19 protein-coding genes and 1 riboswitch are annotated in these 23,867 nt (G+C 59.9%); of the genes, 3 read left to right on the forward strand and 16 right to left on the reverse strand.

Translation table 11 applies throughout. From position 1 onward, the window contains the following. Nucleotides 1–38: 38 nt before the first annotated feature. From CLH61_RS18330 to urtA, 13 genes are all read right to left on the reverse strand, one after another. Nucleotides 39–419 (reverse strand): hypothetical protein, encoded by a 381-nt coding sequence (locus CLH61_RS18330; protein ID WP_143752132.1) that lies wholly within the window; start codon nucleotides 417–419, stop codon nucleotides 39–41. A gap of 369 nt (nucleotides 420–788) precedes the next feature. Beyond that, on the reverse strand, nucleotides 789–1,166 hold the full coding sequence (locus CLH61_RS08300) for a DUF2750 domain-containing protein (RefSeq protein ID WP_099614262.1): 378 nt from the start codon (nucleotides 1,164–1,166) through the stop codon (nucleotides 789–791). Between the two features lie 280 nt (nucleotides 1,167–1,446). Continuing rightward, nucleotides 1,447–2,505, reverse strand: coding sequence for a ribonucleotide-diphosphate reductase subunit beta (locus tag CLH61_RS08305; protein WP_099614263.1), 1,059 nt, complete (start codon nucleotides 2,503–2,505; stop codon nucleotides 1,447–1,449). Nucleotides 2,506–2,572: 67 nt separating this feature from the next. Further along, a complete protein-coding gene (locus tag CLH61_RS08310) occupies nucleotides 2,573–5,335 on the reverse strand; it encodes a ribonucleoside-diphosphate reductase subunit alpha (protein ID WP_099614264.1) in 2,763 nt (920 codons plus the stop codon). Between the two features lie 132 nt (nucleotides 5,336–5,467). Next, nucleotides 5,468–5,646: riboswitch (cobalamin riboswitch) on the reverse strand. Nucleotides 5,647–5,802: 156 nt separating this feature from the next. Next, entirely contained in the window at nucleotides 5,803–6,156 is a 354-nt protein-coding gene (locus CLH61_RS08315) for an FmdB family zinc ribbon protein (protein ID WP_099614265.1), read from the reverse strand. A 5-nt stretch (nucleotides 6,157–6,161) separates the two neighbouring features. Further along, nucleotides 6,162–7,394, reverse strand: coding sequence for a formamidase (gene fmdA, locus CLH61_RS08320; RefSeq protein WP_099614266.1), 1,233 nt, complete (start codon nucleotides 7,392–7,394; stop codon nucleotides 6,162–6,164). A gap of 100 nt (nucleotides 7,395–7,494) precedes the next feature. Further along, entirely contained in the window at nucleotides 7,495–8,538 is a 1,044-nt protein-coding gene (locus CLH61_RS08325; RefSeq protein WP_099614267.1) for an AAA family ATPase, read from the reverse strand. A 15-nt stretch (nucleotides 8,539–8,553) separates the two neighbouring features. After that, entirely contained in the window at nucleotides 8,554–9,600 is a 1,047-nt protein-coding gene (locus CLH61_RS08330; RefSeq protein ID WP_099614268.1) for an aliphatic amidase, read from the reverse strand. A 14-nt stretch (nucleotides 9,601–9,614) separates the two neighbouring features. Further along, nucleotides 9,615–10,304, reverse strand: coding sequence for an urea ABC transporter ATP-binding subunit UrtE (gene urtE, locus CLH61_RS08335; protein ID WP_099614269.1), 690 nt, complete (start codon nucleotides 10,302–10,304; stop codon nucleotides 9,615–9,617). 2 nt (nucleotides 10,305–10,306) lie between these two features. Further along, complete coding sequence (gene urtD / locus CLH61_RS08340; protein ID WP_170003672.1) at nucleotides 10,307–11,065, reverse strand: urea ABC transporter ATP-binding protein UrtD; 759 nt, start codon at nucleotides 11,063–11,065, stop codon at nucleotides 10,307–10,309. Next, the gene (gene urtC / locus CLH61_RS08345; RefSeq protein WP_099614271.1) at nucleotides 11,065–12,285 is read right to left on the reverse strand and encodes an urea ABC transporter permease subunit UrtC; all 1,221 of its coding nucleotides are present in this window, start codon (nucleotides 12,283–12,285) and stop codon (nucleotides 11,065–11,067) included. Before urtC ends, urtD begins: the two co-directional genes overlap by 1 nt. Before the next feature lie 9 nt (nucleotides 12,286–12,294). Next, entirely contained in the window at nucleotides 12,295–13,221 is a 927-nt protein-coding gene (urtB, locus tag CLH61_RS08350; RefSeq protein ID WP_099614272.1) for an urea ABC transporter permease subunit UrtB, read from the reverse strand. An 83-nt stretch (nucleotides 13,222–13,304) separates the two neighbouring features. Then, on the reverse strand, nucleotides 13,305–14,483 hold the full coding sequence (gene urtA / locus CLH61_RS08355) for an urea ABC transporter substrate-binding protein (RefSeq protein ID WP_228152601.1): 1,179 nt from the start codon (nucleotides 14,481–14,483) through the stop codon (nucleotides 13,305–13,307). 408 nt (nucleotides 14,484–14,891) lie between these two features. Between urtA and CLH61_RS08360 the strand changes: the two genes are divergently transcribed. The 3 genes from CLH61_RS08360 (at nucleotide 14,892) to CLH61_RS08370 (ending at nucleotide 19,981) form a co-directional block, all read left to right on the forward strand. After that, nucleotides 14,892–18,278, forward strand: coding sequence for a hybrid sensor histidine kinase/response regulator (locus tag CLH61_RS08360; protein ID WP_099614273.1), 3,387 nt, complete (start codon nucleotides 14,892–14,894; stop codon nucleotides 18,276–18,278). Continuing rightward, nucleotides 18,262–19,167, forward strand: a complete 906-nt coding sequence (locus CLH61_RS08365) for a response regulator transcription factor (RefSeq protein ID WP_099614274.1) — start codon at nucleotides 18,262–18,264, stop codon at nucleotides 19,165–19,167. The genes CLH61_RS08360 and CLH61_RS08365 overlap by 17 nt, the downstream gene beginning before the upstream one ends. A 130-nt stretch (nucleotides 19,168–19,297) precedes the next feature. Then, a complete protein-coding gene (locus CLH61_RS08370) occupies nucleotides 19,298–19,981 on the forward strand; it encodes a DUF3047 domain-containing protein (RefSeq protein ID WP_099614623.1) in 684 nt (227 codons plus the stop codon). 1 nt (nucleotide 19,982) lies between these two features. Here the strand turns inward: CLH61_RS08370 and CLH61_RS08375 are convergent, their stop codons facing one another. The 3 genes from CLH61_RS08375 to CLH61_RS08385 all read right to left on the reverse strand — a co-directional run bounded on the left by CLH61_RS08375 (nucleotide 19,983) and on the right by CLH61_RS08385 (nucleotide 23,810). Then, nucleotides 19,983–20,768: a substrate-binding periplasmic protein gene (locus tag CLH61_RS08375; protein WP_228152577.1), complete on the reverse strand. Its 786-nt coding sequence runs from the start codon at nucleotides 20,766–20,768 to the stop codon at nucleotides 19,983–19,985. 153 nt (nucleotides 20,769–20,921) lie between these two features. Then, nucleotides 20,922–22,427, reverse strand: a complete 1,506-nt coding sequence (gene nhaB, locus CLH61_RS08380) for a sodium/proton antiporter NhaB (RefSeq protein WP_099614276.1) — start codon at nucleotides 22,425–22,427, stop codon at nucleotides 20,922–20,924. Between the two features lie 201 nt (nucleotides 22,428–22,628). Continuing rightward, a complete protein-coding gene (locus CLH61_RS08385; protein WP_099614277.1) occupies nucleotides 22,629–23,810 on the reverse strand; it encodes an acyl-CoA dehydrogenase in 1,182 nt (393 codons plus the stop codon). Nucleotides 23,811–23,867: the final 57 nt, after the last annotated feature.

Consider the following 23,867-nt stretch of genomic DNA (forward strand, 5'->3'; position numbering starts at 1 on the left):
CGGAAAAATTGTCCGGCAACAGCGTTTTGTTAACCATGTCAGAGTTTACTCCAGAATGATTTCGTCTTGCTTTTTGGAGGTAAGCTCTTGTTCTTAGCTGTATGACGACGCACAAGCTCACGGTATAAAATCTCTGCTCTTTTCCGCCTTTGAGGGCTATCTGGCTGAGACATCAGTAACATCAATTTTTTGGAGATCTTGGGATTCTCGGCGGCTGCATCTCCGATCATCTCTTCAAGAATTTCATTTCTGGTTGATTCTGGCAGCTTTTGGAAGCCGCTTTCATAATCAACTACATAGGAAATCATCTCCTCAATTTCTTGACTTGAAAAGTCATACTGAGGCGCGTTCTTTTTGGTAAATTTTCGAAGCGTCACCTTGATTGCATCCCAAGATGCGCCTTGAACAATGCCCGACACGATGATCATGCCTACGAAAACGAGAACATCGTCTAGATGCTGTAAATATGGCTTCGCTCCCGACCCACTTTGATAATGCTTTCTGTACTGGTACCCGTAACGCATTGCGTAGAAAGCATAGCGATAGTAGTGGGTATGCAACCGAAGATTTCGGGATGCGCCACAGGCAGAGCATAGATCTCTATTGATTTCGCAATCCTGGTCAATATGACCGCATTCGAAACACAGAAGGCTTTCTTGGCTCCTTTCGTAAAGCCTACTCATCACTCACCTTGGTTAACGCTGAGCTTAGCGGCGCCCTTGTAATGGAGGCGAAGCCGCAATGAAAAGGGCGTCCGGCGGCCATCGGCCGCGTATTGATGCGCCTTGTTACGTTTTGAGTCTGGCACGGAGTTCCTCAGCTATGTATGTGAGAGACTCATGGCCGTAACGGGGCGAAGCCAAAACCTCGACGATTTGAAGGCTCGACGAAGCCAACCAGGCAGCGCCCACGAAATTGCTCATCGGTACGAACACCGGGGACAGCCCGCTTTGGTCCAAATTCTCGGCGAACACTTCTGCTTTTTCTGCTGACGACCAAACAGGAAGATCCCTGCCGCCCTCCGCTTGCAGGGCATAAAGCGACTGGTCTGCCATTAGCACCCAAACACCGTCTTGCTCCTGAATAGAGGCGATAAATTCGCGATCACCGATGATTTCTACATTCATCCAATTACTCGATGCCTTGTCGACGACAAAACGTAACATTTATATATGAGTCCCAACGACCACTTTCCCAACGACTCATATCTCAATTCAACAATCCTCCAAAACTAGGCAGAAAACCCCGTCACGTCAATCAGTTCCGTGCCATTGGCTATTAAAATCGTGATGGAAAAACGATCGTTGTGACCACTATCCCGAATTTCGGGACTAGCTGTAAGCGCATGAATCCATGAGTTAATTTAACCATAATTCAATTCGCGCCCAGTTCATGGTCGAAACGACCGTTTTTCCATTTCATTTGTCACACCATCAGGATTTACCGTTACCACTCCAGCTGCGCGCCGGTCTGGTACTCGATCACCCGGGTCTCGAAGAAGTTCTTCTCCTTGCGCAGGGTCGCCTGCTCATCGAGCCAGGGCGACACATTTTTTGCGCCCGGGAACGGTTCTTCCAGCCCCACAGTGCGTGCCCGCCGGTTGGCCACAAACCGGAACTGTTCACTGTGGTACTCGGCGGAGTAACCCAGGATCGGGTCGCGCAGGACGTAGTTGGCGTAGGCGGTTTCCGCCGCCTCGGATTCATCCCACATCTCTCGTACGGCTTTCGGGTCCAGGGTGATGTTTTCTTCCTCGAGGATCTGGTTCACCACTTTCAGGCCAAAGGAGAAGTGCATGGCCTCGTCCCGCAGGATGTACTGCAGTTGCTCGCCGGTCCCGCGCATCAGGCCCCGGCGTTGCAGGGCGAAGATGGGGCTGAAGCCGTTGTAGAACCAGCAGCCTTCAAACACCGCCGCAAAGAACAGGTACGACATAACGAATTCCTGCAGGTCATCCTTGTTGCGCAGGTTCAAGCCGGATCGCATGGCGGCGTCGAGCCTTCGGTTGGCCAGCTGGATCTTGCCGTGGATCTCCGGCACCACCCGGTAACGGTTGTAGATCTCGCTCTGGTCCAGGTTCAGGGTTTCGATGCAGTGCTGGTAGGTCCAGGTATGCAGGGCTTCCTCGTACACCTGGCGGGCCTGGTAGATCTGCAGCTCCGGGGCGCTCATTTTCTCCATCACCGCCAGGCCGATGTTGCGCATGGCCAGGATGTCGGAGGTGGTGAGATAGGCCAGTACGTTCTCGTACACGTGCTTCTCCGCCGGGTTCAGGCGGTGGTGGTAGTCGTGGACGTCCTGGGCCATGTTGACGTCCAGCGGAGTCCAGTGGTTCTTGTTGGCGTTCATGAAGTACTCCCAGGCCCAGGGGTACTTGAACGGTGCCAGCTGGTTGATGTCGGTCTCGCCGTTGATCACCCGCTTGTCGTCTACGTTGACCGGAGCCGGGCCATTTGGAGTGGCTGCCTTGGATTCTGTTTTTGGTTCGTCGTCCCAATCCAGCATAGTGTTGTCCTCTTGGTAGGGGGACAGAATTCAATTCTGTCCCCGAGCTTCCAGAAAAAGTAAGTAGTTACTGACAGGCTTCACAGTCGGGGTCGTCAATGGAACACACCTGCGGTTGCGGCGCGGCGACCGGGACGGTTTTCTCGGCGCCGGTGGCCCCCAGGGAACGCAGATAATAGGTGGTCTTGAGCCCACGCTCCCACGCCAGCTGATACAGGGCATCGAGCTTCTTGCCGCTGGGTTCGGCCATGTACAGGTTCAGGCTCTGGGCCTGGTCGAGCCATTTCTGGCGCCGGGCGGCCGCTTCGACGAGCCAGCGTGCATCGATCTCGAAGGCGGTGGCGTAGCGGGCTTTCAGTTCCGCCGGGATGCGGTCGATCTGCTGCACCGAGCCGTCGAAGTATTTGAGGTCGTTGACCATCACGTTGTCCCACAGGCCCTCGGCCTTGAGGTCGCGGACCAGGGAGGGGTTCACCACCGTGAACTCGCCGGAGAGGTTCGATTTGACGAACAGGTTCTGGTACGCCGGTTCGATGGACTGGGACACGCCGACGATGTTGGAGATGGTGGCGGTGGGCGCGATGGCCATGACGTTGCTGTTGCGCATGCCGTTTTTGGCAATCAGCTCGCGCACCGGGGTCCAGTCCAGGCGCGTGTCGGTATTCACCGAGCAGTCGCCATCCCGGCGGTTTTCCTTCAGCAGGTTGATAGAGTCGATGGGCAGGATGCCCTGGTGCCAGAGCGAGCCTTCATAGGTGTCGTAGGCGCCCCGTTCGCCGGCCAGGGTGGCGGAGGCCCGGATAGCGAAGTAGCTGAGTTGCTCCATGGCAACATCGGCAAACTCCACCGCCTCCGGGCTGGAATACGGCAGGCCCAGTTGGTAGAGCGCGTCCTGGAAGCCCATCAGGCCGAGGCCCACGGGGCGGTGCTTGAGGTTGGAGTTTTTCGCCTGGGGCACGGCGTAGTAGTTGATGTCGATGACGTTATCGAGCATCCGTACGGCGGTGGTGACGGTGCGTTCCAGGCGCTGCACGTCCAGTTCGCCCCCAACGATATGGGCGGCCAAATTGACCGAGCCCAGATTACACACGGCGATTTCGTCGGCACCGGTGTTCAGGGTGATCTCGGTGCACAGGTTGGAGCTGTGGACCACGCCCTGGTGCTGCTGGGGCGAGCGCAGGTTGCAGGGGTCCTTGAAGGTGATCCAGGGGTGGCCGGTCTCGAACAGCACGGTGAGCATCTTGCGCCAGAGCTGTTTGGCGGGGATCTTCTTGAACAGTTTGGTTTTGCCCTGCTCCGCCAGGGCTTCGTAGTGCTCATAGCGCTCCCGGAAGGCGTTGCCGTACAGGTCGTGCAGGTCGGGCACGTCGCTGGGGGAGAACAGGGTCCAGTCGCGGTCCTCGCGCATGCGCTCGATGAGCAGGTCCGGCACCCAGTTGGCGGTGTTCATGTCATGGGTGCGGCGGCGTTCATCGCCGGTGTTCTTGCGCAGCTCCAGGAATTCCTCGATGTCCAGGTGCCAGCTCTCCAGGTAGGCACACACCGCGCCCTTGCGTTTGCCGCCCTGGTTCACCGCCACGGCGGTGTCGTTCACCACTTTCAGGAACGGCACCACGCCCTGGCTCTGGCCATTGGTACCCTTGATGTGCGACCCCAGTGCCCGCACCGGCGTCCAGTCGTTGCCGAGGCCGCCGGCCCACTTGGAGAGCATGGCGTTGTCGCGGATGGCGCCGTAGATGCTTTCCAGATCGTCCTGCACGGTGGTCAGGTAGCAGGAGGACAGCTGGGAGTGGCGGGTGCCGCTGTTGAACAGGGTGGGCGTGCTGGCCATGTAGTCGAAGCTGGACAGCAGCTCGTAGAACTCGATGGCGCGGGCGTTGGGGTCGTCTTCCCGCAGCGCCAGCCCCATGGCCACGCGCATGAAGAACACCTGGGGCAGCTCCAGCCGGGCCTTGTTCCAGTGCAGGAAGTAGCGGTCGTACAGGGTCTGCAGGCCCAGGAAGCCGAACTGGTGATCGCGCTCGGGTTTCAGGGCCTCGCCGAGGCGTTCCAGATCGAAGGCCGCCAGGGCTTCGTCCAGCAACTCGTGGCGGATGCCGGCGTGGATGAAGACGGCCAGGGCCTGTGGATACACCTCCGCCAGCGTTTGATTCCGGGGCAGGTCCAGGGCCTCAGCAGCTTCGAGGCGCAGCTGTTCCAGCAGCAGTCGGGCAGTCACGGCGCTGTAATCGGGCTCCTGCTCGATCCGGCTGCGGGCGGTCATGACCAGGGCCGAGAGCACTTCGGTTTCTTCGATGCCGTCGTACAGGTTACGCAGGGCGTCTTCCACCAGGGATTCGCCGTCAATGCCCTCCAGGCCGGTGGCGGCCTGTTCCACCTGCAGTTTCATCAGGCCCAGGTCCAAGGGGGCGATGCTGCCGTCGGCCTTTTTCACGGTCAGGTGCGGGTGGGCCTCCATGGGCTCTTCCACGGCGCGCTTGCGGGCGTGCTCTTCCCGGTACAGTACGTAGGCCCGGGCCACTTTCTGTTCCTCGGCCCGCATCAGGGCCAGTTCCACCTGGTCCTGGATATCCTCGATATGAACCTTGCCGCCGGCTTTCAGGCGCCGGCTGATGGCCTGGACCACCTGTTCGGTGACCCGGTGTACGGCATCGTTGATGCGGGCGGAGCCAGCGGCCTTGTCACCTTCCACGGCAAGGAAGGCCTTGGTGACGGCAACACTAATTTTGGCCGGATTGAATCCAACCAGGGTGCCGTTGCGTTTAATTACCTGAAGGGATTGGGTATCGGTTGAAGCTGCCGGCGGTTCGGCGAAGGCGGTGGTTGTCATGGTGCTCTCCTGGGTTCGCGTTGGTTCCATTTCACCTTCGCGAATGCAGGGGCACACTTTGCCTGGAAGACTGGCAACGGGAACCGGTCTGCTCACCCTGAGTCGCGAAGGTGCAGTCCAGAAGCCGGTTTTGGCGGCTTCTGATCCCTGGCAGGTCTTCGGACTCAGGGGCTTGGATCATCTGATCCGGCCTTGCGTGGCGACTTCCCGGCGGATACCAGTGTCATCGTGCCACGCTCGTTCCCCAATACCGCTGCGCGTCAGTTCCGGATTCTCACCGGATTCCCGATACCAGAGTGCTTATGGTGATCACGCGTTGACCGAGTTGGTTACGCAACAATCACTACATCTGGTATATGACCAAGGATGAAAGCACTATATACACGACATCCGGAAGGAACAAGGCGAAGGCATAAAAAAGGCCCCCATGAAGGGGGCCAAACACGTGACAGCTTTTACTCAGCCAATCAGTGGCTGATCATCCAGGGCCGCATGGAGGGAAACATCTTCTTCCCGTCGGCCGTGTAAAACAGCATGGACTTGCCGGGTTTCGGGGAGCCACAGCCACAGGCGCGGCTATGTTCCTTGTCGTGGGCCCTTCGGTCTGCGGTGGAGAAAACCGGTTCGTGCCGGGATCGCTCATTCCGGTCCTCAGACGCCCTTTTAGCCGGGTCCATGGCCGCAATGTGCGATGGCAACACGATCACTCGCGGCGACAGGGCCTGACAGGTAGGACACTCCGCCGGCTTGGCCGCATCGTCCATGGTGGCCAGGGTATTGAACAGACCGTGCTCGCGGCACTTGTAGTCATACACAGGCATGGCGATTACTCCTTGTCTTTCGACAGCGGTACGTCCATGCCCCCACTGACTTTCTTCTGCGGACCATCGGCGGATGGGTTAATGTCGAAGTCGAAGATGCCCGTTGGCAGCCAGAGCGTAGCGCAGGCATTGGGGATATCCACCACGCCGCTGATGTGGCCTTCCACCGGTGCGCAACCGAGGATCGCGTAGGCCTGGGCCTTGGTGTAACCGAACTTGGTCATGTACTCGATGGCATTCAGGCAGGCCTGACGATAGGCCACGTGCACGTCCAGATAATGCTGACCGCCCTCTTCGTCTACCGAGATACCCTCGAAAATTACGTAATCGTCGTAGCGGGGCTTGATGGGGCTCGGCTTGAACACCGGGTTCTTGATGCCATATTTCTTCACGCCGTCCTTGATCAGGTTCACGCGCAGGTGAATCCAGCCGGCCATTTCGATGGCGCCGCAGAAGGTGATTTCACCGTCGCCCTGGCTGAAGTGCAGGTCGCCTACGGAGAGGCCGGCACCGTCAACATACACCGGGAAATAAACCTTGGAACCCCGTGAGAGATCCTTGATGTCACAGTTACCGCCGTGTTCACGGGGCGGTACGGTACGGGCGGCTTCGGCACCCGCAGCCTTGGCGGCTTCACCCTTCAGTTGGCCCATATGGGCGGTCTCACCGTTGGGCAGTGTCGCCAACTCCGGCACCCGCTCAGGGTCTGTTGCGACCAGGCCCGCCTCGCGCTTGTTCCAGGTGTCCAGCAGCTCCCTGGAGGGCAGACAGCCGATCAGGCCCGGGTGAATCAGGCCGGCGAACTCCACATTGGGAATGTGGCGGGATTTGGTAAACATGCCGTTAAAGTCCCAGATGGATTTCTGGGCTTCCGGGAAGTGTTCGGTCAGGAAGCCACCACCGTTTTGCTTCGAGAAGAAGCCGTTGAAGCCCCACTGGCTCTCTTCGAAAGTGCCGATGTCGAGAATGTCCACTTCCAGCAGGTCGCCCGGCTCTGCGCCCTCCACACCGATCGGGCCAGACAGGAAATGCACCTGGCTGAGATCAACATCCCGCACGTCGTCGGCGCTGTCGTCGTTCTTGATCTGGCCACCGGTCCAGTCGTAGCACTCGACAATGAAGTCGTCGCCCGGCTTGACGGTGGCCACCAGGGGAATGTCCGGGTGCCAGCGGTTGTGGATTTTGTCGTTCTCATAGGCCGACTTGTTCAGATCAATCTTGATGATGGTTTCAGCCATAACGGGCGCTCCTTGGTCTTGGCTTACACATTAGGTAACGGCTTTACTATCCAAAATCCGGTGCCGGTGAGGTATTCGCTAAATGCCCCCCGTGCCTACGTCATTCGACGTATTGGTGCACCATGACGGCCTTGCCCTCCAGACCGGCTCGGAACCGGTAGCATTCCGGATGAGCCAGCAGAGCCCGCGCCACCGCTGGCTCCAGCCGCTGGCGAAACGACCGCAATAGTTCCCGCGCGCCATAGCGGGCGTCGTAACCCCGGCAGAGTTCGGTGCGCAGTTCCGGCGACAGACTAAGCTCCGCATGCTTTTTGGAGAGGCGGCGATTGAGCCCGGCAAGCTCGATCTCCAGCAGGAACTCCAGCCAGTTCTCGGTGAGGGGGTTGAAGGTGAGAACCTGGTCGATCCGGTTGAGGAATTCCGGGTCGAAGTGGCGTCGCAACGCGGCATCGCGAATGGCCTCACCGTTGCCGGGCAATAGCCCGAACCAGCGCCGCCAGCCCCGCTGGTAACGCAGCTGGTGGGCTTCGGCGTCGAGGGCCCCGGCGTTGCTCGTCATGAAGATCAGGGTATTGCGAAAGTCGATCTCGCGGTTGCCGGAGGGAAACACCAGCCGGCCGGTGTCCAGTACATTGAGCAGGGTACGAACCACTTCCTTGCTGGCCTTTTCGATTTCATCGAACAGCACAATGCCGGGTTTGCTGAACGAGCCCTGCACCTTGTCCAGATCGAACAGGCTGTGGCCCTCCTTGCTGCCCACGTAACCGGGCGGTGCGCCGGTGAGTGCTGCAGCATAGTGCTCCTGGGCCAGGGTGTTCATGTCGATGCGGCACAGGCCATCGCGATTGCCGTGGATGGCCTCGGCAATCAGCCGCACAGTTTCGGTCTTGCCCACGCCGGTGGGCCCCAGGAACAGGTGCACCGCCAGCGGCCGGTTATCCTCGCCAATGTCGGCCTTTACCCGCACCAGCAGGGATTCCATGGCCAGGAGTGCGTCGTCCTGGCCCACAATGTTTTCCCGCAAGCGGGACATGACGGCATCTGGCTCGAAACGGAACCGGGAAGCACGAACCGGGCCGCTTCGGGCCCGGTTCTTTTCAATGGACTCCCGGTTGGCTTCAAGCCGTTCGTTGATAAACGGCATCAGTGCCTCCCGGGCTCAGGCCCCTGCGGATTTTTCCTTGCCCTCGACGGGCAGCGCCCCGACCGGACACTCGGCCACGCCCACAGTCTTGCGGGTCATCGCCTCCACGTTTTCCTGCGCCTTCTGGGCGTCCATCACCCAGGTGCGGTAGAACTCGAACGGGCAGTCGGCCACACCCTTGTCGCCGTCACCGGAGGCGTGCACACCGGTGTAGCCGCGGTGCAGCAGCTTGAACAAGTGGTTCTGGGACTGGTCGTTCGCACGGGCATCGCGGATCTGGCTGACGGAAAGCTGGGCGTACTGGATGCCCATGTCTTCCTCACCACATTCGCCGAGGGTGCGGCCGTCAAAGCCGATGATCGCGGAATGGCCAAAGTAGGAATAAACGCCATCAAAACCGGACGCATTGGCCACCGCCACGTAGCAGTTATTGGCCCAGGCCATACTCTTGGCCATCATCACCTGCTGCTCCTTCGCCGGGTACATGTAGCCCTGGCAGCGCACAATCAGCTCCGCGCCCTTCATGGCGCAATCGCGCCAGATCTCGGGGTAGTTGCCGTCGTCGCAGATGATCAGGCTGATCTTCATGCCCTTGGGGCCTTCAGTGACGTAGGTAGTGTCGCCTGGATACCAACCTTCGATCGGGCACCAGGGAATGCACTTGCGGTACTTCTGGACGATTTCACCCTCATTGTTGATCAGTACCAGGGTGTTGTAAGGCGCCTTGTTGGGGTGATCCTCATGGCGTTCTCCGGTGAGGGAAAACACGCCCCAGGTGTTGGCCTCGCGACAGGCGGCGGAAAAGATGGCGGTCTCGTCACCGGGCACGGTGGCCGCGGTTTCCATCATTTCCTCGTTGTCGTACATGATGCCCATGGTGCTGTATTCCGGGAACACCACCAGGTCCATGCCTGGCAGGCCCACCTTCATACCCTTGATCATGTTCGCAATCTTGCGGGCGTTATCCAACACTTCGGCCTTGGTGTGCAACCGGGGCATCTTGTAGTTCACCACCGCCACGCCGACGGTGTCGTTACTGCTGGAAATATCACCGTGTCTCATTACTCTACTCCTCGTTACACCGCCAGATAGCTGGCAATCTTGTCCTGATCCGCTTCCGCCCGGCTCTCTTCGTGCACGATGGCGCCCTTCTCGATCACCAGGATCCGGTCGGCCGCATCCATCACAAAGCTCAATACCTGCTCGGATACCACGATCGACAGGCCCCGCTCATTACGGATGCGCCGCAGGGTCTGGGCGATGTCCTTGATGATGTTGGGCTGGATGCCTTCGGTGGGTTCGTCGAGCAGCAGCACCTTGGGCCGGGTGGCCAGCGCCCGGGCAATCGCCAGCTGTTGCTGTTGGCCGCCGGACAGGTTGCCGCCACGACGGTTCTGCATTTCCTTGAGTACCGGGAACAGTTCGTACAGGTCCTCCGGCACTTTCTTTTCACCCACTGCGGCCAGGCCGGTTTCAATGTTTTCCCGTACCGTCAACGTGGGAAAGATCATCCGCCCCTGGGGTACGAAACCGATGCCGGCACGCACACGCTGAAAGCTCTTCAGACCAGACAGGTCCGTGCCGTCCAGACTTACTTCCCCGCCTCTCGTAGGGGTCATGCCCACCAGGGATTTCATCAGCGTGGTCTTGCCCATGCCGTTACGACCCACCACAGCGACAATTTCGTTCTTTGCCACATCGAGGTTCAGGTCATCGATGATGGTGCTTTGGCCATAGGCCACCGAATGATGTTTTACGCTCAGCATGATCAGTGCCCCAGGTAGACTTCGATGACTTTCGGGTCCGATTTCACGTGCTCGATCGACCCCTCGGAGAGAACCTTGCCCTGATGCATGACGGTGACCCGGTCGGCGATGTCACCGACAAACTGCATGTCATGCTCGATCACCAGTACCGTGTGGTCCTTGGTGATGACCTTGAGCAGTTCCGCGGTTTTCTTGCGCTCGGCCACAGACATCCCGGCCACCGGCTCATCCAGCATCAGCAGATCCGGCTTCTGGATCAGCAGCATGCCGATCTCCAGCCACTGCTTCTGACCATGGCTGAGAGACGCCGCCGGTTCGTTCAGGGCATCGGTGAGGAAGATGGTCGCCGCCACCTCCTCCACCGCCTCGATCACCTCCGGATCGCGCTTGAACGCCAGGGCGCCGCCGACGCTGTGGCCTCTGGGAAATGACAACTCCAGGTTCTCGAACACCGTCAGGTCCTCGAACACCGAGGGGGTCTGGAACTTCCGGCCCACCCCGGAATGGACGATCTGGTGTTCCTTGAGCCTGGTGAGCTCCTTGCCAGCAAACTTGATGGACCCGGAGGTGGCCTTGGTCTTGCCACAAATCAGGTCCAGCACCGTGGTCTTGCCGGCACCGTTCGGACCGATGATGACCCGGATTTCTTTGGGATCGAGGTAGAACGAGAGGTCATCCACTGCCTTGAAACCGTCGAAGGACACGGTGAGTCCTTCCACCGCCAGCAGGAAATCACTGGTCTTGGATCTGGCTGCGTTCATCAGGATTTCTCCGGGCTGTAGTGTTCAATCATCGGGTCGTAGTCGCGCGCTTCGGTGGCGGCCACCGCCGGCTTGCGAGCCTCGGGTGTGGCTTCGGGTTCCGCGGCCGGCTCGGCCTCAATCTTCGGCTTGCGTTTAAACAGGCGCTCTTCCAGCGGCATCACGTAGCTCTGGTAAAGCCCGGCCAGACCATTCGGGAAGGCCAACACCACGCCGATAAACAGGGCACCCATGGCGAAGGGCCAGAGTTCCGGGAAGGATTCGGAGAAGCCACTCTTGGCGGCGTTCACCAGCAGCGCGCCGTAGACCGCACCGAGGATCGACAAGCGACCGCCGAGGGCGCAGAAAATCACCATCTCAATGGAGGCGACGATGCCGATGAACGATGGCGACATGAAGCCGACAACCAGGGTGAACAGGGCGCCGCCGATGCCGGCAAAGGCCGCCGCCAGGCAAAACACGAAGATCTTGAAGGCGGCGACGTCATAACCGGAGAAGCGCACCCGGTTCTCCTGGGCGTTCATGGCCACCAAGATGCGACCAAGCTTGCGATTCTGAACAAACCGGGCCACAAACAGGCACAGGAACAACATGCCCACGCAGACGAAGTAGAGCGTGGTTTTCGCCGCATCGCTGCGGATATCCCAGCCCATCAGGGTCTGCAGGTCGGTAATGCCGTTCACGCCACCGGTGTAGCCCTGCTGTCCGATGATCAGGATGGTCAGGATCGCCGCGATGGCCTGGGTGATGATGGCGAAGTACACGCCGCCCACCCGCCGGGTGAACATGGCCAGGCCAATGATGAAGGCCAGCAGCATGGGTACCCCGATCACCGCCAACAGGGTGAAGGAGAAACTATGGAACGGTTCCCAGAACCACGGCAGCTCAGTGAGCTGGTTCCAGTCCATGAAATCCGGAATGCCGGGGGTGGACTGGATGGCCGTGGCCTCCGGCGTGGAGGCTTCCAGCTTCAGGAACATCGCCATGCAGTAGCCGCCGAGGCCGAAGAACACGCCCTGGCCCAGGCTGAGGATGCCGGCCTTGCCCCAGCACATCACCAGGCCGATGGCGACGAAGGCGTAGGTCAGATACTTACCCACCATGTTCAGGCGGAAAGGGTCCAGGGCCAGCGGCAGGATCACGACCAGCAGGCCAGCCAGGGCGAGGTAGTACAGGCCCTCACGGGAGGTAAACCATTTCATTGGGGATGAACTCTTCATGACAATCTCCTAGCGACGGACCTTGAGGGCCATGAGTCCTTCTGGACGCAGCATCAGGATACCGACGACGACCAGCAGGGTGAGTACCTTGGCCATGGAACCACTGAGGAAGAACTCCATGGTTGACTGGGCCTGGGAGATGCCGAAGGCCGACACAATGGTGCCGATCAGACTCTGGGCACCGCCAAACACCACCACCAGGAAGGTGTCGACGATGTAGGCCTGACCGGATGAGGGGCCGGTGGAGCCGATCATGGTGAACGCAGCCCCGGCAATGCCGGCAATACCACAGCCGAGGGCAAAGGTGGCGCGGTCGATGCCGGCACTGTTGATGCCCACCGCTTCCGCCATCGGGCGGTTCTGGACCACGGCGCGGACGTTCTTGCCGTAGCCGGAGCGATACATCAGCAGGTAGACGCCGACGGCGATGGAGAGAGCAATGATCATCACGAACAGGCCGTTGATCGGCAGTTCCACCATATCGGTCACCTGGAAGGCCCCCATCATCCACTCGGGCAGCTCGACACCCACTTCCCGGGCACCGAAGATGGAGCGGTAGGCCTGCTGCATGATCAGGCTCAGCCCCCAGGTCGCCAGCAAGGTGTCGAGTGGTCGGTGGTAGAGATGCCGTATCATCAGCCACTCGATGAGTGCTCCCAAGGCGGCACAAATCAGGAAGGCCAGTACTATGGCAACAAAAAAGTACCCGCCAAACAGGCCCGGCAGGTAACTCTGGAAAAAACCCGACGTCAGGTAGGTGGTGTAGGCGCCGAGGATCATGAACTCCCCGTGGGCCATGTTGATGACCCCCATCTGACCGAAGATGATGGCCAGGCCCAATGCCATCAGGACGAACACTGAAAACAGGGAGAGCCCGGCAAACCCCTGCATGGCAAATATCGACATCAGTTCACTGCTGGTGTAGCCATCGAACATGACCCTTTCTCCCCTTCAAACCAACATGCTTTGCATTGTGGCGGCAATGGCTGCCGGCGCACGGCGGCGCCGGCTATCCGTGCTTACTGGTATCCCTCTGGGAACGGGTCCGGCTCCATCAGCTCTTCGGTCTCAAACACCACTTCGTACTGGCCGTCGATCTGGGCCTTGCCGATGCGGGTCTTGGACCACAGATGATGGTTCTCGTGGATGCGCACATAGCCTTCCGGTGCCTTCTTGAACTCGATGCCGGCGAACACTTCGCGGATCTTGTCGATGTCGAAGGAGCCGGCCTTTTCTACCGCTGCTTTCCACAACCATGGACCGAGGTAGGCGGCCTGGGTGACGTCACCAATGACCATGTCATCGCCGTAGGTTTCCTTGAAGGCAGTGACGAACTCCCGGTTGTTGGGGTTGTCGAGGCTCTGGAAGTACTTCATGGAGGCGTAGATACCTTCCACGTTCTCACCGCCGATGCCGCGGATCTCGTCCTCGGTAACGGAGATGGTCAGCAGCAGGGGCTTCTCGTCGGTGAAATCCACCCCGGCCGCTTTCATCTGCTTGTAGAAGGCGACGTTGGAGCCGCCCACAACCGACGCAAAGATCACGTCCGGCTTCTTCAGCTTGATTTTATTGATCACCGAGTTGAACTGGGTGTGGCCCAGCGGGTAGTACTCTTCACCCACAACCTTGAGGCCCAGCTTGTCGATGTGCTTGCGGGCAATCTTGTTAGAGGTGCGCGGCCAGATGTAGTCGGAACCGAGCAGGTAGAAACTCTTGGCGCCCTTCTCTTTCACTGCCCAATCGATACCCGCGAGGATCTGCTGGGTCGCTTCCTGGCCGGTGTAGACCACGTTCGGGGACTGCTCGAGGCCTTCGTAGAAGGTGGGGTAATACAGCATGCCGTTGTACTGCTCGATCACCGGCAGGATGGCCTTCCGGGAGGCCGAGGTCCAGGCGCCGAAAATGGCGGCAACATTGTCCTGGCGCAACAGCTTGCGGGACTTCTCGGCAAATGTCGGCCAGTCACTGGCGCCGTCTTCCTGAACGTATTTGATCTCACGGCCCAGCACGCCTCCGGAGGCGTTGATCTGCTCGATGGCCAGCTTTTCCGCCTGCACCGAACCGATCTCACTGATCGCCATGGTGCCGGTGATGGAGTGAAGAATGCCGACGGTGACGCTGTCATCCGTAACCGCCAGCCCTGTGGTATTGACCTCGGCCGTTGCCGGTGCTGCCGCTTGCACGGAGGTGGCCAGCATGACCGACGCCGCCAGTGTCATCAGGCTCTTGCGAAACCCCGGTCCCTTGCCTATCGACCGCCCACCGGCGGTCATCTCTATCGTACCCATGGTGATTCCTCGCAGTGTTTGAAAGCCGGTGCCGCGCTTCCTTGCGAAAGCACAGCGCCCACGTCAAACATTCTGCTCAGCCCCCTCGCCGGTGCCCATTCGGCAATCACCCCAGCGCACTACGTCATTTGACGCATTCCGGTGTCGTCCCGGACACGCTACAACCGCGTCGACTCGGCTAAACCAACCCTGCCGCCGCCCTGCACCTGCTTGTGGCACGGATCTTGATAAAGCCTTCTATCCGGTGCGCAGCGCCTCAGTTTGCACCTGCTTACGCACCAAAACCGGGCACTCCGAGATGACCAGGGCAAGGCACCAATGGCAGTAAAACAGAACATTTTTCGGGTTCGGCGCAGGTACAACCAATGGGTTGCCAATCAGACTCTCGAAGACTATGCGCTACGCTTTACTGCCAAGAGCGCTCGGCGCTGGTCTGCCGCCCGGGTCAGCAATACCGCCCTCGGCGCAATTTCGTTCCTGGCGATGGAAGCCATCGGTGGCTCCATCACCCTGCACTACGGTTTCGATAACGCGGTGGCGGCCATTCTGGTAGTCAGTCTGGTGATCTTCCTGACTGCCATCCCGATCAGTTACTACGCCGCCCGCTATGGTGTGGACATCGATCTGCTGACCCGGGGCGCCGGCTTTGGCTACATCGGCTCCACCCTTACCTCGCTGATCTATGCATCGTTCACCTTTATCTTCTTTGCCATTGAGGCGGCGATCATGGCGATGGCGCTGGAAATGCTGTTCGATATCCCCCTGGTGCTGGGTTACCTGATTTGCGCCGTGGCGATCATCCCCTTGGTTACCCATGGCATCACCACCATCAGCCGCTTTCAGGTCTGGACCCAGCCGGTGTGGCTCCTGCTGCAGCTGGCGCCGTTCGCCTTCATCATCTACAGCGACGCCTCGTCCGTCAGCGACTGGGCCCGGTTCGAGGGGCTGGGGCCGGCCGCAGGCCAGGGCCTGAACGTGGTGATGTTCGGCGCCGCCGCCGCGGTGGTGTTCTCGCTGATAGCCCAGGTCGGCGAACAGGTGGATTTTCTGCGCTTCATTCCGGAGCCCCGGAACCGGGAGGAGCAACGCCGCTGGTGGGTTGCAGTGATGGCCGGTGGGCCGGGCTGGATCGTGATCGGCATGTTGAAGATTCTGGCTGGCTCTTTCCTCGCGGTGCTGGCGCTGAATCAGGGGGTGTCCGCGGCGGAGGCGGCGGATCCCACCCAGATGTATCTGGTCGCATTCAACTACATCAGCCATTCGCCGGAAATTTCGCTCACCATGGCTGGCATTTTCGTCATCCTGTGCCAGCTCAAGATCAACGTTACCAACGCCTACGCCGGCTCCATTGCCTGGTCGAACTTCTTCTCCCGGCTCACCCACAGCCACCCGGGCCGGGTGGTCTGGCTGTTCTTCAACGTCACCATTGCCCTGCTGGTGATGGAACTGGGGGTGTACCGGGCACTGGAGGAAACCCTCGGCTTCTACGGCATCATTGCCATTGCCTGGGTCGGGGCGCTGGTGGCGGACCTGGTGATTAACAAGCCCCTGGGGCTCAGCCCAAAACACATTGAGTTCAAACGGGCGCACCTGTACGACATCAACCCGGTGGGCGTTGGCGCCATGGTCACCGCCTCGGTGGTGGGTATCACCTGCCATACCGGCATCCTCGGTGACAACGCCGGGGCCCTGTCCCACTTCATCGCCATGGCGGTGGCGCTGGTGACTGCGCCGATGATTGCCTGGAAGACCGGCGGCCGGTTTTATACCGCTCGCCCGTTCACGCCGATCGCCACGGACCATCAACTGATGCAATGCACCATTTGTGAGCACCGCTTCGAGCCGGAAGACCTTACCAACTGCCCGGCCTATGACGGCACCATCTGTTCCCTGTGCTGTTCGCTGGATGCCCGCTGCGGCGACGCCTGCAAACCCGGTGCCGGCTACCAGGAACAGTTGCAGCAGTTTCTTGGCAAGCTGATGCCGCGCGCCATGCTGAGCCGCCTGCATTCCCGCATCGGCCACTTCCTGACGTTACTGACCCTGATCAACGGCCTGTCTGGTTTGCTGCTGTCGCTAATCTACTTCAAGACACCGGTGGCCTCGGCGCCCGAGGCGCTGCTGCTGTCGGTCACCCTGTGGAAGGTGTTCTTCATCCTGGTGATTGTCACCGGGGTAATCTGCTGGCTGTTCGTACTGGCCCATGAGAGCCGGCGGGTGGCGGAAGAGGAATCCGGCCGACAGACCCGGTTACTGATGGAGGAGATTGTCGCCCACGAGCGTACCGACCAGGCCCTGCAACAGGCCAAGGAACAGGCAGAATCCGCAAATGGTGCGAAAAGCCGCTATCTGACAGGTATCAGCCACGAACTCCGCTCACCGTTGAACGCCATTCTCGGGTATGCCCAGCTGATGGAGAACGACGACTCGGTGCCGCCCCACCGCCAGGAAGCGCTGGGGGTCATTCGTCGCAGTGGCGAGTACCTGGCGGATCTGATTGAGGGGCTGCTCGATATTTCCAAGATTGAGGCTGGTCGCCTGGACCTGCATCGGGACCAGGTCCGCATCGGGATGCTAATGGAACAACTGGTGACCATGTTCCGGCTACAGGCCGAAGAAAAAGGCCTCAGGTTCGATTACCACTGCCCCAACCCACTTCCAGAGAGGGTCACAACGGACGAGAAGCGGCTGCGCCAGATTCTGATTAACCTGCTATCGAATGCCATCAAGTATACCGACCACGGCAGCGTCTCAATGACCCTCCGCTACCGCAGTCAGGTGGCGGAATTCACGGTTCGCGATACCGGGGAAGGCATTGCTCCGGAGAACATGGAGCGCATCTTCCGGCCATTCGAGCGCATCCGCACGCCCGGTCAGAGCCGCACTGGCACGGGCCTTGGCCTGACCATCACCCGCCTGCTGACCGAAATCATGGGGGGCGATATCTGCGTTGACAGCAAACCCGGCTGCGGCAGCACTTTCAAGGTGAGCCTGATGCTGTCGAGTGTGCATTCCACCACGCCGCGCTCCATCACCGCACCCGCTCGCCGGATCTATGGCTACCAAGGCCCACGCCGCAAGGTATTACTGGTGGATGACGACGCCTCTCACCGGCAGATGATGCGGGCCCTGCTATCGCCACTGGGCTTCGAAATACGTGATATCGACAACCCCCTGCGGGTATTGCCGATGGTTGAAGCCGAATCCCCGGATCTGGTGCTGCTGGATGTCTCGATGCCCGGGTGCAGTGGCTGGGAAGTGTTAGCTCAATTACGTGCCCGGCAACATGCTCTGCCAGTGGTGATGGTCTCCGCTGATGCCAACGAAGGCCAGCATTGTGCTGAATCACCCCGCTTGCACGATGGCTACATCATTAAACCCGTCCGGCTCACCCTGCTGCTGGAGACGATTGGCCGAGTGCTGGAGCTGGAGTGGCGGATTGACAAGAGTGCAGAACCGCTCGCAGCGATGCCAGTGCCGGCAACCGGAGAATTCGCCCTGCCCGCTATGGAACACAGGATAACCCTGGCGGGCATGGCCCGGATCGGCCACCGCAAAGGACTGCTGGAAGCACTCTACGATATGAGACAACACGGCAATGCTTGTGAACGCTTTACCAATGAACTGATACAACTCACCAACGATTTCCAGTTTGAAAAAATTATTGAATTACTCGAGGTAGCCGAACATGAAACTTCACGATGACCGCAAGACCGTGGTAATGGTCGTGGATGACGCCGTCGACTCTATTCGAATGATCAATGATGCCCTGGAGGCAGCAGGGATGACGGTGCTGGTGGCACTCGAAGGTAGACAGGCACTAACAATCAGCCAGAACATGATTCCGGACCTGGTGCTCATGGATGCTCTGATGCCCCATATGGATGGTTTCGAGACGTGTCGCCGGCTGAAGGAAAACCCGGCCTTTGCGGATATCCCGATCATCTTCATGACTGGCCTGAGTGACACTGAGCACGTAGTGATGGGCCTGAATGCCGGTGGGGTGGATTACGTCACCAAACCCATCGATACCACCGAACTGCTGGCGCGGATGGATGTCCATCTGGCCAATGCCCGAATGACCAGAAGTGCCCGTAGCGCCCTCGATACCGCCGGCCAGAATCTGTTCGCCGTAGACCGCGAAGGCAACCTGCTCTGGGGCACACCACAGGTTCGCCGCTGTCTTCCGGACCGCACCCACCCTGAGTTCCCGGATGTCCGTGCCCAGCTGCAAGAATGGCTGAGCCACAAGCCCGAATCCGGGCACAGCATGCCCATGCGCATCCTTGATACGCCGCGTTCCGTGGAATACCTTGCCCTGGTGGATGGCCGCGAATACCTGCTACGCCTTAAAACGCCGCAGAGCCAGAACAGCGCTGCCGCCGTATTAAGACAAAGGTTCCAACTTACCTTGCGGGAGTCAGACGTCCTGTTATGGATTGCCAATGGCAAGACCAACCGGGAAATCGGGCAGATCCTGGACATGAGCCCGCGCACCGTCAACAAGCACCTCGAGCAGGTATTCCGCAAGCTGGGTGTGGAGAACCGGACGGCAGCGGCGGCCAGCGCTATTCACCAACTAGCCACCCAATAGAAGGTGACGGGGCACTTTTCATTGGCGGCCCTGTCACTCAAGCCAGCACTGTACTGTTTTCATCCGGGAGATCGCTGTGAACCTGGCCCTAAAGAACCGCCTGCTGCTGCGAATAGGATTGGTTGTCGCCATGCTGGTAACGAACCCGTGCCTGCAGGCAGACTCCCTGGTCCCCGCCTTCTCGACCCTAACTTCACTTGATGACGGCTGGGAGCCCCTGACCTTTCCCAAAATCAAACAGCACTCCCGCTATGAGCTGATTCGCGAAGACGGCAGCCAGGTGGTCAGGGCTACCACCGAAGGGGGCGCCTCCGGGCTGATCAGCCGTCTCGACCTGGACCCCGGCGAGTCACTGATCCTGCGCTGGCGCTGGAAGGTGTCCAATGTCTTTGACCGGGGCAATGCCCGGGAAAAGTCCGGTGACGATTATCCGGCACGAATCTACGTTGCATTCCGCTTCCAGCCCGACAAAGCGGGGTTTTTCGAGCGGGCCAAACGCAAGACCGTGGCGGTGCTGTTCGGCGAGGAACTGCCGGGCAATGCCCTCAATTACATCTGGGCCAACCGGCTGCCGGCTGGCAGTGTGGTGGCCAACCCCTTCACCGACCGCACCATGATGCTGGCGGTCAACTCGGGTGCCGCCCAGGCCGGGCAATGGGTGACGGTGGAACGGGATATCGTGGCAGATTACCGCCGGGCCTTTGGCGAGGAACCACCGTCCATCGTCGGTATTGCGATCATGTCGGATGCGGACAATACCGGCGAAACCGCCACCGCCTGGTATGGAGATCTCAGCCTGCACGCCGCCCCGTAAGCTAGCGCAAGTGGTCGGGGAACCCTGGCAGCACATAGCCTGAACTCTCCGCCCGCGGCGCCGGTACTTTTCCGGCGGCGGCCAGCCGCAGATAGGCTTCGTCAAACTCGTCCCGCAACAGCACCGCATGGTGGCGGGCAAGGGAGAAGAGCCAGGCGCCGTTGCGCGACCGTACCGGCGTCTCCAGAATCCGCGGTCGGGTACCATCCTGTGTCAGGATTGTCCGCACCGGCTCCCGGTAGTCCAGCAGGTAATGGCCACGGTGCTTGCGCAACATATCCAGCGCCGCCTGATGGTTGGGCGCCTCGGTAATCCGCAGGGCATCGGATTGCATCAGGTGGGCAGACAAGCCGCCGTAGGTGTAGCCGGCAATCAGGATAAGAAGGCTGTCGTGGAAACTTTCAAATCGGGTGACTGGCGGTGTGCTCTCAAGGTACCAGGCGCTGAGCTGGATCGCGATCGGGCTGACCCAGCTTTCGACCACATGGTCGTGCAATTCGGGGATCGCGGTCAGGCCCGGCCACAGGTCAATCTGTCCGTTGGCAAGGTACAGGTAGGCGCGGCTGATTGGGAGGAAGACAAACTGTACGTCGTAACCGGCCTCGGCAGCCACCACACGGGTCAGCTCGATAAATTCCCCGGCAGGCTGACCGTTTTCATCCTGGTACTCAATGGGGGGGAATTCCACATAGCCAATCCGCAATACCCGACCGGTATGATCGGCTGCAACCGGCGCGGCCATCAGTGCGAACAGCAAAAGAAAAGGTGACCACAGTCGTAAGGTCATAACACCCATCAATCTCAGCCTGACTGATTATGAGAGTATCAGAGCTTGGCGTATTTGCACGCTGGACCAGCGCACGAATTGGCGTATATCAACTCCGCGGGCCTTTTACAGGGCCCGCGGCGGCAAATGGTGCCTGGCTTGCACGGATTGTGGTCAGATCTGGCTGGTCACCATCAGCAGGCCGACGCTGCCCATCACCAGGGTGTAGGGAAACGCCATGATGACCATCCGGCCGTAGGACAGCCGCACCAAGGGCGCAATGGCAGAGGTCAGCAGGAACAGGAACGCAGCCTGGCCGTTGGGCGTCGCCACGCTCGGCAGGTTGGTACCGGTGTTGATGGCCACCGCCAGGTCCTGGAAGTGCTCGAAACTGATGCTGCCGGCATCGAGTGCCTGCTTCACTTCGCTGATGTACACCGTCGCCACAAAGACATTGTCACTGATCATCGACAACAGGCCGTTGGCAATAAAGAACATGCCCGGCTGCTGGCCCGGAGGCAACGACAGCACATAATCGATGATCGGCTTGAACAGGTGTTGTTCGTGAATGACCGCCACGATGGCGAAGAACACCACCAGCAGGGAGGTAAAGGGCAGTGACTCCTGGAAGGCCTTGCCAATCTGGTGCTCGTCGGTGACGCCGGTAAACGAGGTAATCAGGATGATCACCAGCAGACCGATCAGCCCCACTTCGGCGAGGTGGAAGGCCAGACCCACCACCAGGATGGCGGCGGCAACCGCCTGGATCCACAAGGCCGCCTGGTCCGCCTTGGTGCGCTTGGCGCGCTCGTTCTCGGCAAACTCTTCCAGTACCCGCCGCACCGGCTTGGGCAAGCGGCCGCCATAGCCGAACCAGCGCAGCTTCTCCAGCGCCCAGCAGGTAAACATGCCCGCCGCCAGCACCGGCATGCTCACCGGCGCCATGTGGATAAAGAAGCTGGCAAAGTCCCAGCCCACCACCTTGGCAATCAGCAGGTTCTGGGGTTCACCCACCATGGTCGCCACCCCGCCAAGGGCGGTACCAATGGCACCGTGCATCAGCAGGCTGCGCAGGAAGGCGCGAAAGTCCTCGAGGTCTTCCCGATGCAGTTCAATCACTTCATCATCGTTGTTGGCGTTGTGGTCCTTGTGCTGATAGCCCTTGCCGGAGGCGACCTTGTGATATACCGCGTAAAAGCCGACCGCAACACTGATGATGACGGCGGTTACGGTAAGGGCGTCGAGAAAGGCCGACAGTAAAGCGGCGGCGCCGCAGAACAACAGGGAGAGCGCGGATTTGGAGCGTACCCCCACCAGAATCTGGGTGAAGGTGACCAGCAGCAGTTCCTTCATGAAGTAGATTCCCGCCACCATGAACATCAGCAGCAGGATGACCGGAAAGTTGACCAGGACTTCGTGATAGACCGCATCCGCGCTGGTCAGCCCGATCAGCAGCGCTTCCACCGCCAGCAGGCCGCCGGGCAAAAGCGGATAGCATTTCAGCGCCATCGCCAGGGTGAAAATAAATTCGCCGATCAGCAGCCAGCCGGCAGCGGCGGGCCCCAGCAGCAACAGCACCACCGGATTGGCAATCAGAAACAGCAGGATTACCTGTTTGTACCAGACCGGCGCGTTGCCGAGGAAATTGTGAATAAAGCCTGAGATTACGGTGCTGGGCATTGCGGGGTCATCCGTTGAGTCTTGCTGCGATCAGCATGATGCGACAGTACCTCGCTATTTTCCTTGATATATGTGCAAAAGGTAATTAACCGGAGGTAGTACAAGGGGCCTGTCATTGGTAGTAGTCCGGCGAATCACCGGCCGATCCGCCGGCCCATTAAGGCCCCGGGTTTCCCTGGGGCCAGCACTTTTTGGCCAGGCTCAGAAGAACGCCTGGATGCCGGTCTGGGCCCGGCCCAGAATCAGCGCGTGCACATCATGGGTGCCTTCGTAGGTGTTCACCACCTCCAGGTTGACCAGGTGGCGCGCCACGCCGAATTCGTCGCTGATGCCGTTACCGCCGAGCATGTCCCGGGCCAGGCGGGCAATGTCCAGGGCCTTGCCGCAGGAATTGCGCTTCATGATGGAGGTGATTTCCACCGCCGCGGTGCCTTCGTCCTTCATCCGGCCGAGGCGCAGGCAGCCCTGCAGGGCCATGGTGATCTCGGTCTGCATGTCGGCCAGCTTCTTCTGGATCAGCTGGTTGGCCGCCAGCGGCCGACCGAACTGCTTGCGGTCGAGCACGTACTGGCGCGCGGTGTGCCAGCAGTCTTCCGCCGCGCCAAGGGCGCCCCAGGAGATCCCGTAACGGGCGGAGTTGAGGCAGGTGAACGGTCCCTTGAGGCCACGCACCTCCGGGAAGGCGTTCTCTTCCGGCACAAATACCCCGTCCATCACGATTTCACCGGTGATCGACGCCCGCAGGCCTACCTTGCCGTGAATGGCCGGGGCAGTGAGACCTTCCCAGCCCTTCTCCAGTACAAAGCCACGGATCTGGCCTTCGTCATCCTTGGCCCAGACCACAAACACATCGGCAATCGGGCTGTTGGTGATCCACATCTTGTTGCCGGTCAGGCGATAGCCACCGTCCACCTTGCGGGCACGGGTGATCATCGAGCCTGGATCGGAGCCGTGGTTGGGCTCGGTGAGGCCAAAGCAGCCAATCCACTCACCGGTAGCCAGCTTCGGCAGGTATTTCTGGCGGGTCTCTTCGTTACCGAACTCGTAGATCGGTACCATCACCAGCGAGGATTGCACACTCATCATCGAGCGGTAACCGGAATCCACCCGCTCCACCTCACGGGCGATCAGGCCGTAGCACACGTTGTTCAGACCGCTGCCGCCATATTCCGTAGGAATGGTGGCACCCAGCAAACCGGTCTCGCCCATCTCGCGGAAAATGGCGGGGTCGGTCTGTTCGTTACGGAAGGCTTCCAGCACCCGCGGCCGCAGCTTGTTCTCGGCAAACTGGGCGGCCGAGTCGCGCACCATCCGTTCTTCTTCGGTCAGCTGCTGGTCCAGCAACAGGGGATCTTCCCAGTTGAAACTTGCTTTGTTGGCCATGTCATTTCTCTCCGTTGGTTCGTTCTGTCTGATCGTTGGACTTGATGGCTGGCTGCT

Source organism: Marinobacter profundi (assembly GCF_002744715.1).
Taxonomy (GTDB): Bacteria; Pseudomonadota; Gammaproteobacteria; order Pseudomonadales; family Oleiphilaceae; genus Marinobacter; species Marinobacter profundi.

What these genes read in the sequence shown, in the direction of transcription:
- CLH61_RS08300 (WP_099614262.1), bottom strand. Translation starts at nt 1,166, where the DNA reads ATGTTACGTTTTGTCGTCGACAAGGCATCGAGTAATTGGATGAATGTA.
- CLH61_RS08305 (WP_099614263.1), bottom strand. Translation starts at nt 2,505, where the DNA reads ATGCTGGATTGGGACGACGAACCAAAAACAGAATCCAAGGCAGCCACT.
- CLH61_RS08310 (WP_099614264.1), bottom strand. Translation starts at nt 5,335, where the DNA reads ATGACAACCACCGCCTTCGCCGAACCGCCGGCAGCTTCAACCGATACC.
- CLH61_RS08315 (WP_099614265.1), bottom strand. Translation starts at nt 6,156, where the DNA reads ATGCCTGTGTATGACTACAAGTGCCGCGAGCACGGTCTGTTCAATACC.
- fmdA (WP_099614266.1), bottom strand. Translation starts at nt 7,394, where the DNA reads ATGGCTGAAACCATCATCAAGATTGATCTGAACAAGTCGGCCTATGAG.
- CLH61_RS08325 (WP_099614267.1), bottom strand. Translation starts at nt 8,538, where the DNA reads ATGCCGTTTATCAACGAACGGCTTGAAGCCAACCGGGAGTCCATTGAA.
- CLH61_RS08330 (WP_099614268.1), bottom strand. Translation starts at nt 9,600, where the DNA reads ATGAGACACGGTGATATTTCCAGCAGTAACGACACCGTCGGCGTGGCG.
- urtE (WP_099614269.1), bottom strand. Translation starts at nt 10,304, where the DNA reads ATGCTGAGCGTAAAACATCATTCGGTGGCCTATGGCCAAAGCACCATC.
- urtD (WP_170003672.1), bottom strand. Translation starts at nt 11,065, where the DNA reads ATGAACGCAGCCAGATCCAAGACCAGTGATTTCCTGCTGGCGGTGGAA.
- urtC (WP_099614271.1), bottom strand. Translation starts at nt 12,285, where the DNA reads ATGAAGAGTTCATCCCCAATGAAATGGTTTACCTCCCGTGAGGGCCTG.
- urtB (WP_099614272.1), bottom strand. Translation starts at nt 13,221, where the DNA reads ATGTTCGATGGCTACACCAGCAGTGAACTGATGTCGATATTTGCCATG.
- urtA (WP_228152601.1), bottom strand. Translation starts at nt 14,483, where the DNA reads ATGCTGGCCACCTCCGTGCAAGCGGCAGCACCGGCAACGGCCGAGGTC.
- CLH61_RS08360 (WP_099614273.1), top strand. Translation starts at nt 14,892, where the DNA reads ATGGCAGTAAAACAGAACATTTTTCGGGTTCGGCGCAGGTACAACCAA.
- CLH61_RS08365 (WP_099614274.1), top strand. Translation starts at nt 18,262, where the DNA reads ATGAAACTTCACGATGACCGCAAGACCGTGGTAATGGTCGTGGATGAC.
- CLH61_RS08370 (WP_099614623.1), top strand. Translation starts at nt 19,298, where the DNA reads ATGCTGGTAACGAACCCGTGCCTGCAGGCAGACTCCCTGGTCCCCGCC.
- CLH61_RS08375 (WP_228152577.1), bottom strand. Translation starts at nt 20,768, where the DNA reads ATGACCTTACGACTGTGGTCACCTTTTCTTTTGCTGTTCGCACTGATG.
- nhaB (WP_099614276.1), bottom strand. Translation starts at nt 22,427, where the DNA reads ATGCCCAGCACCGTAATCTCAGGCTTTATTCACAATTTCCTCGGCAAC.
- CLH61_RS08385 (WP_099614277.1), bottom strand. Translation starts at nt 23,810, where the DNA reads ATGGCCAACAAAGCAAGTTTCAACTGGGAAGATCCCCTGTTGCTGGAC.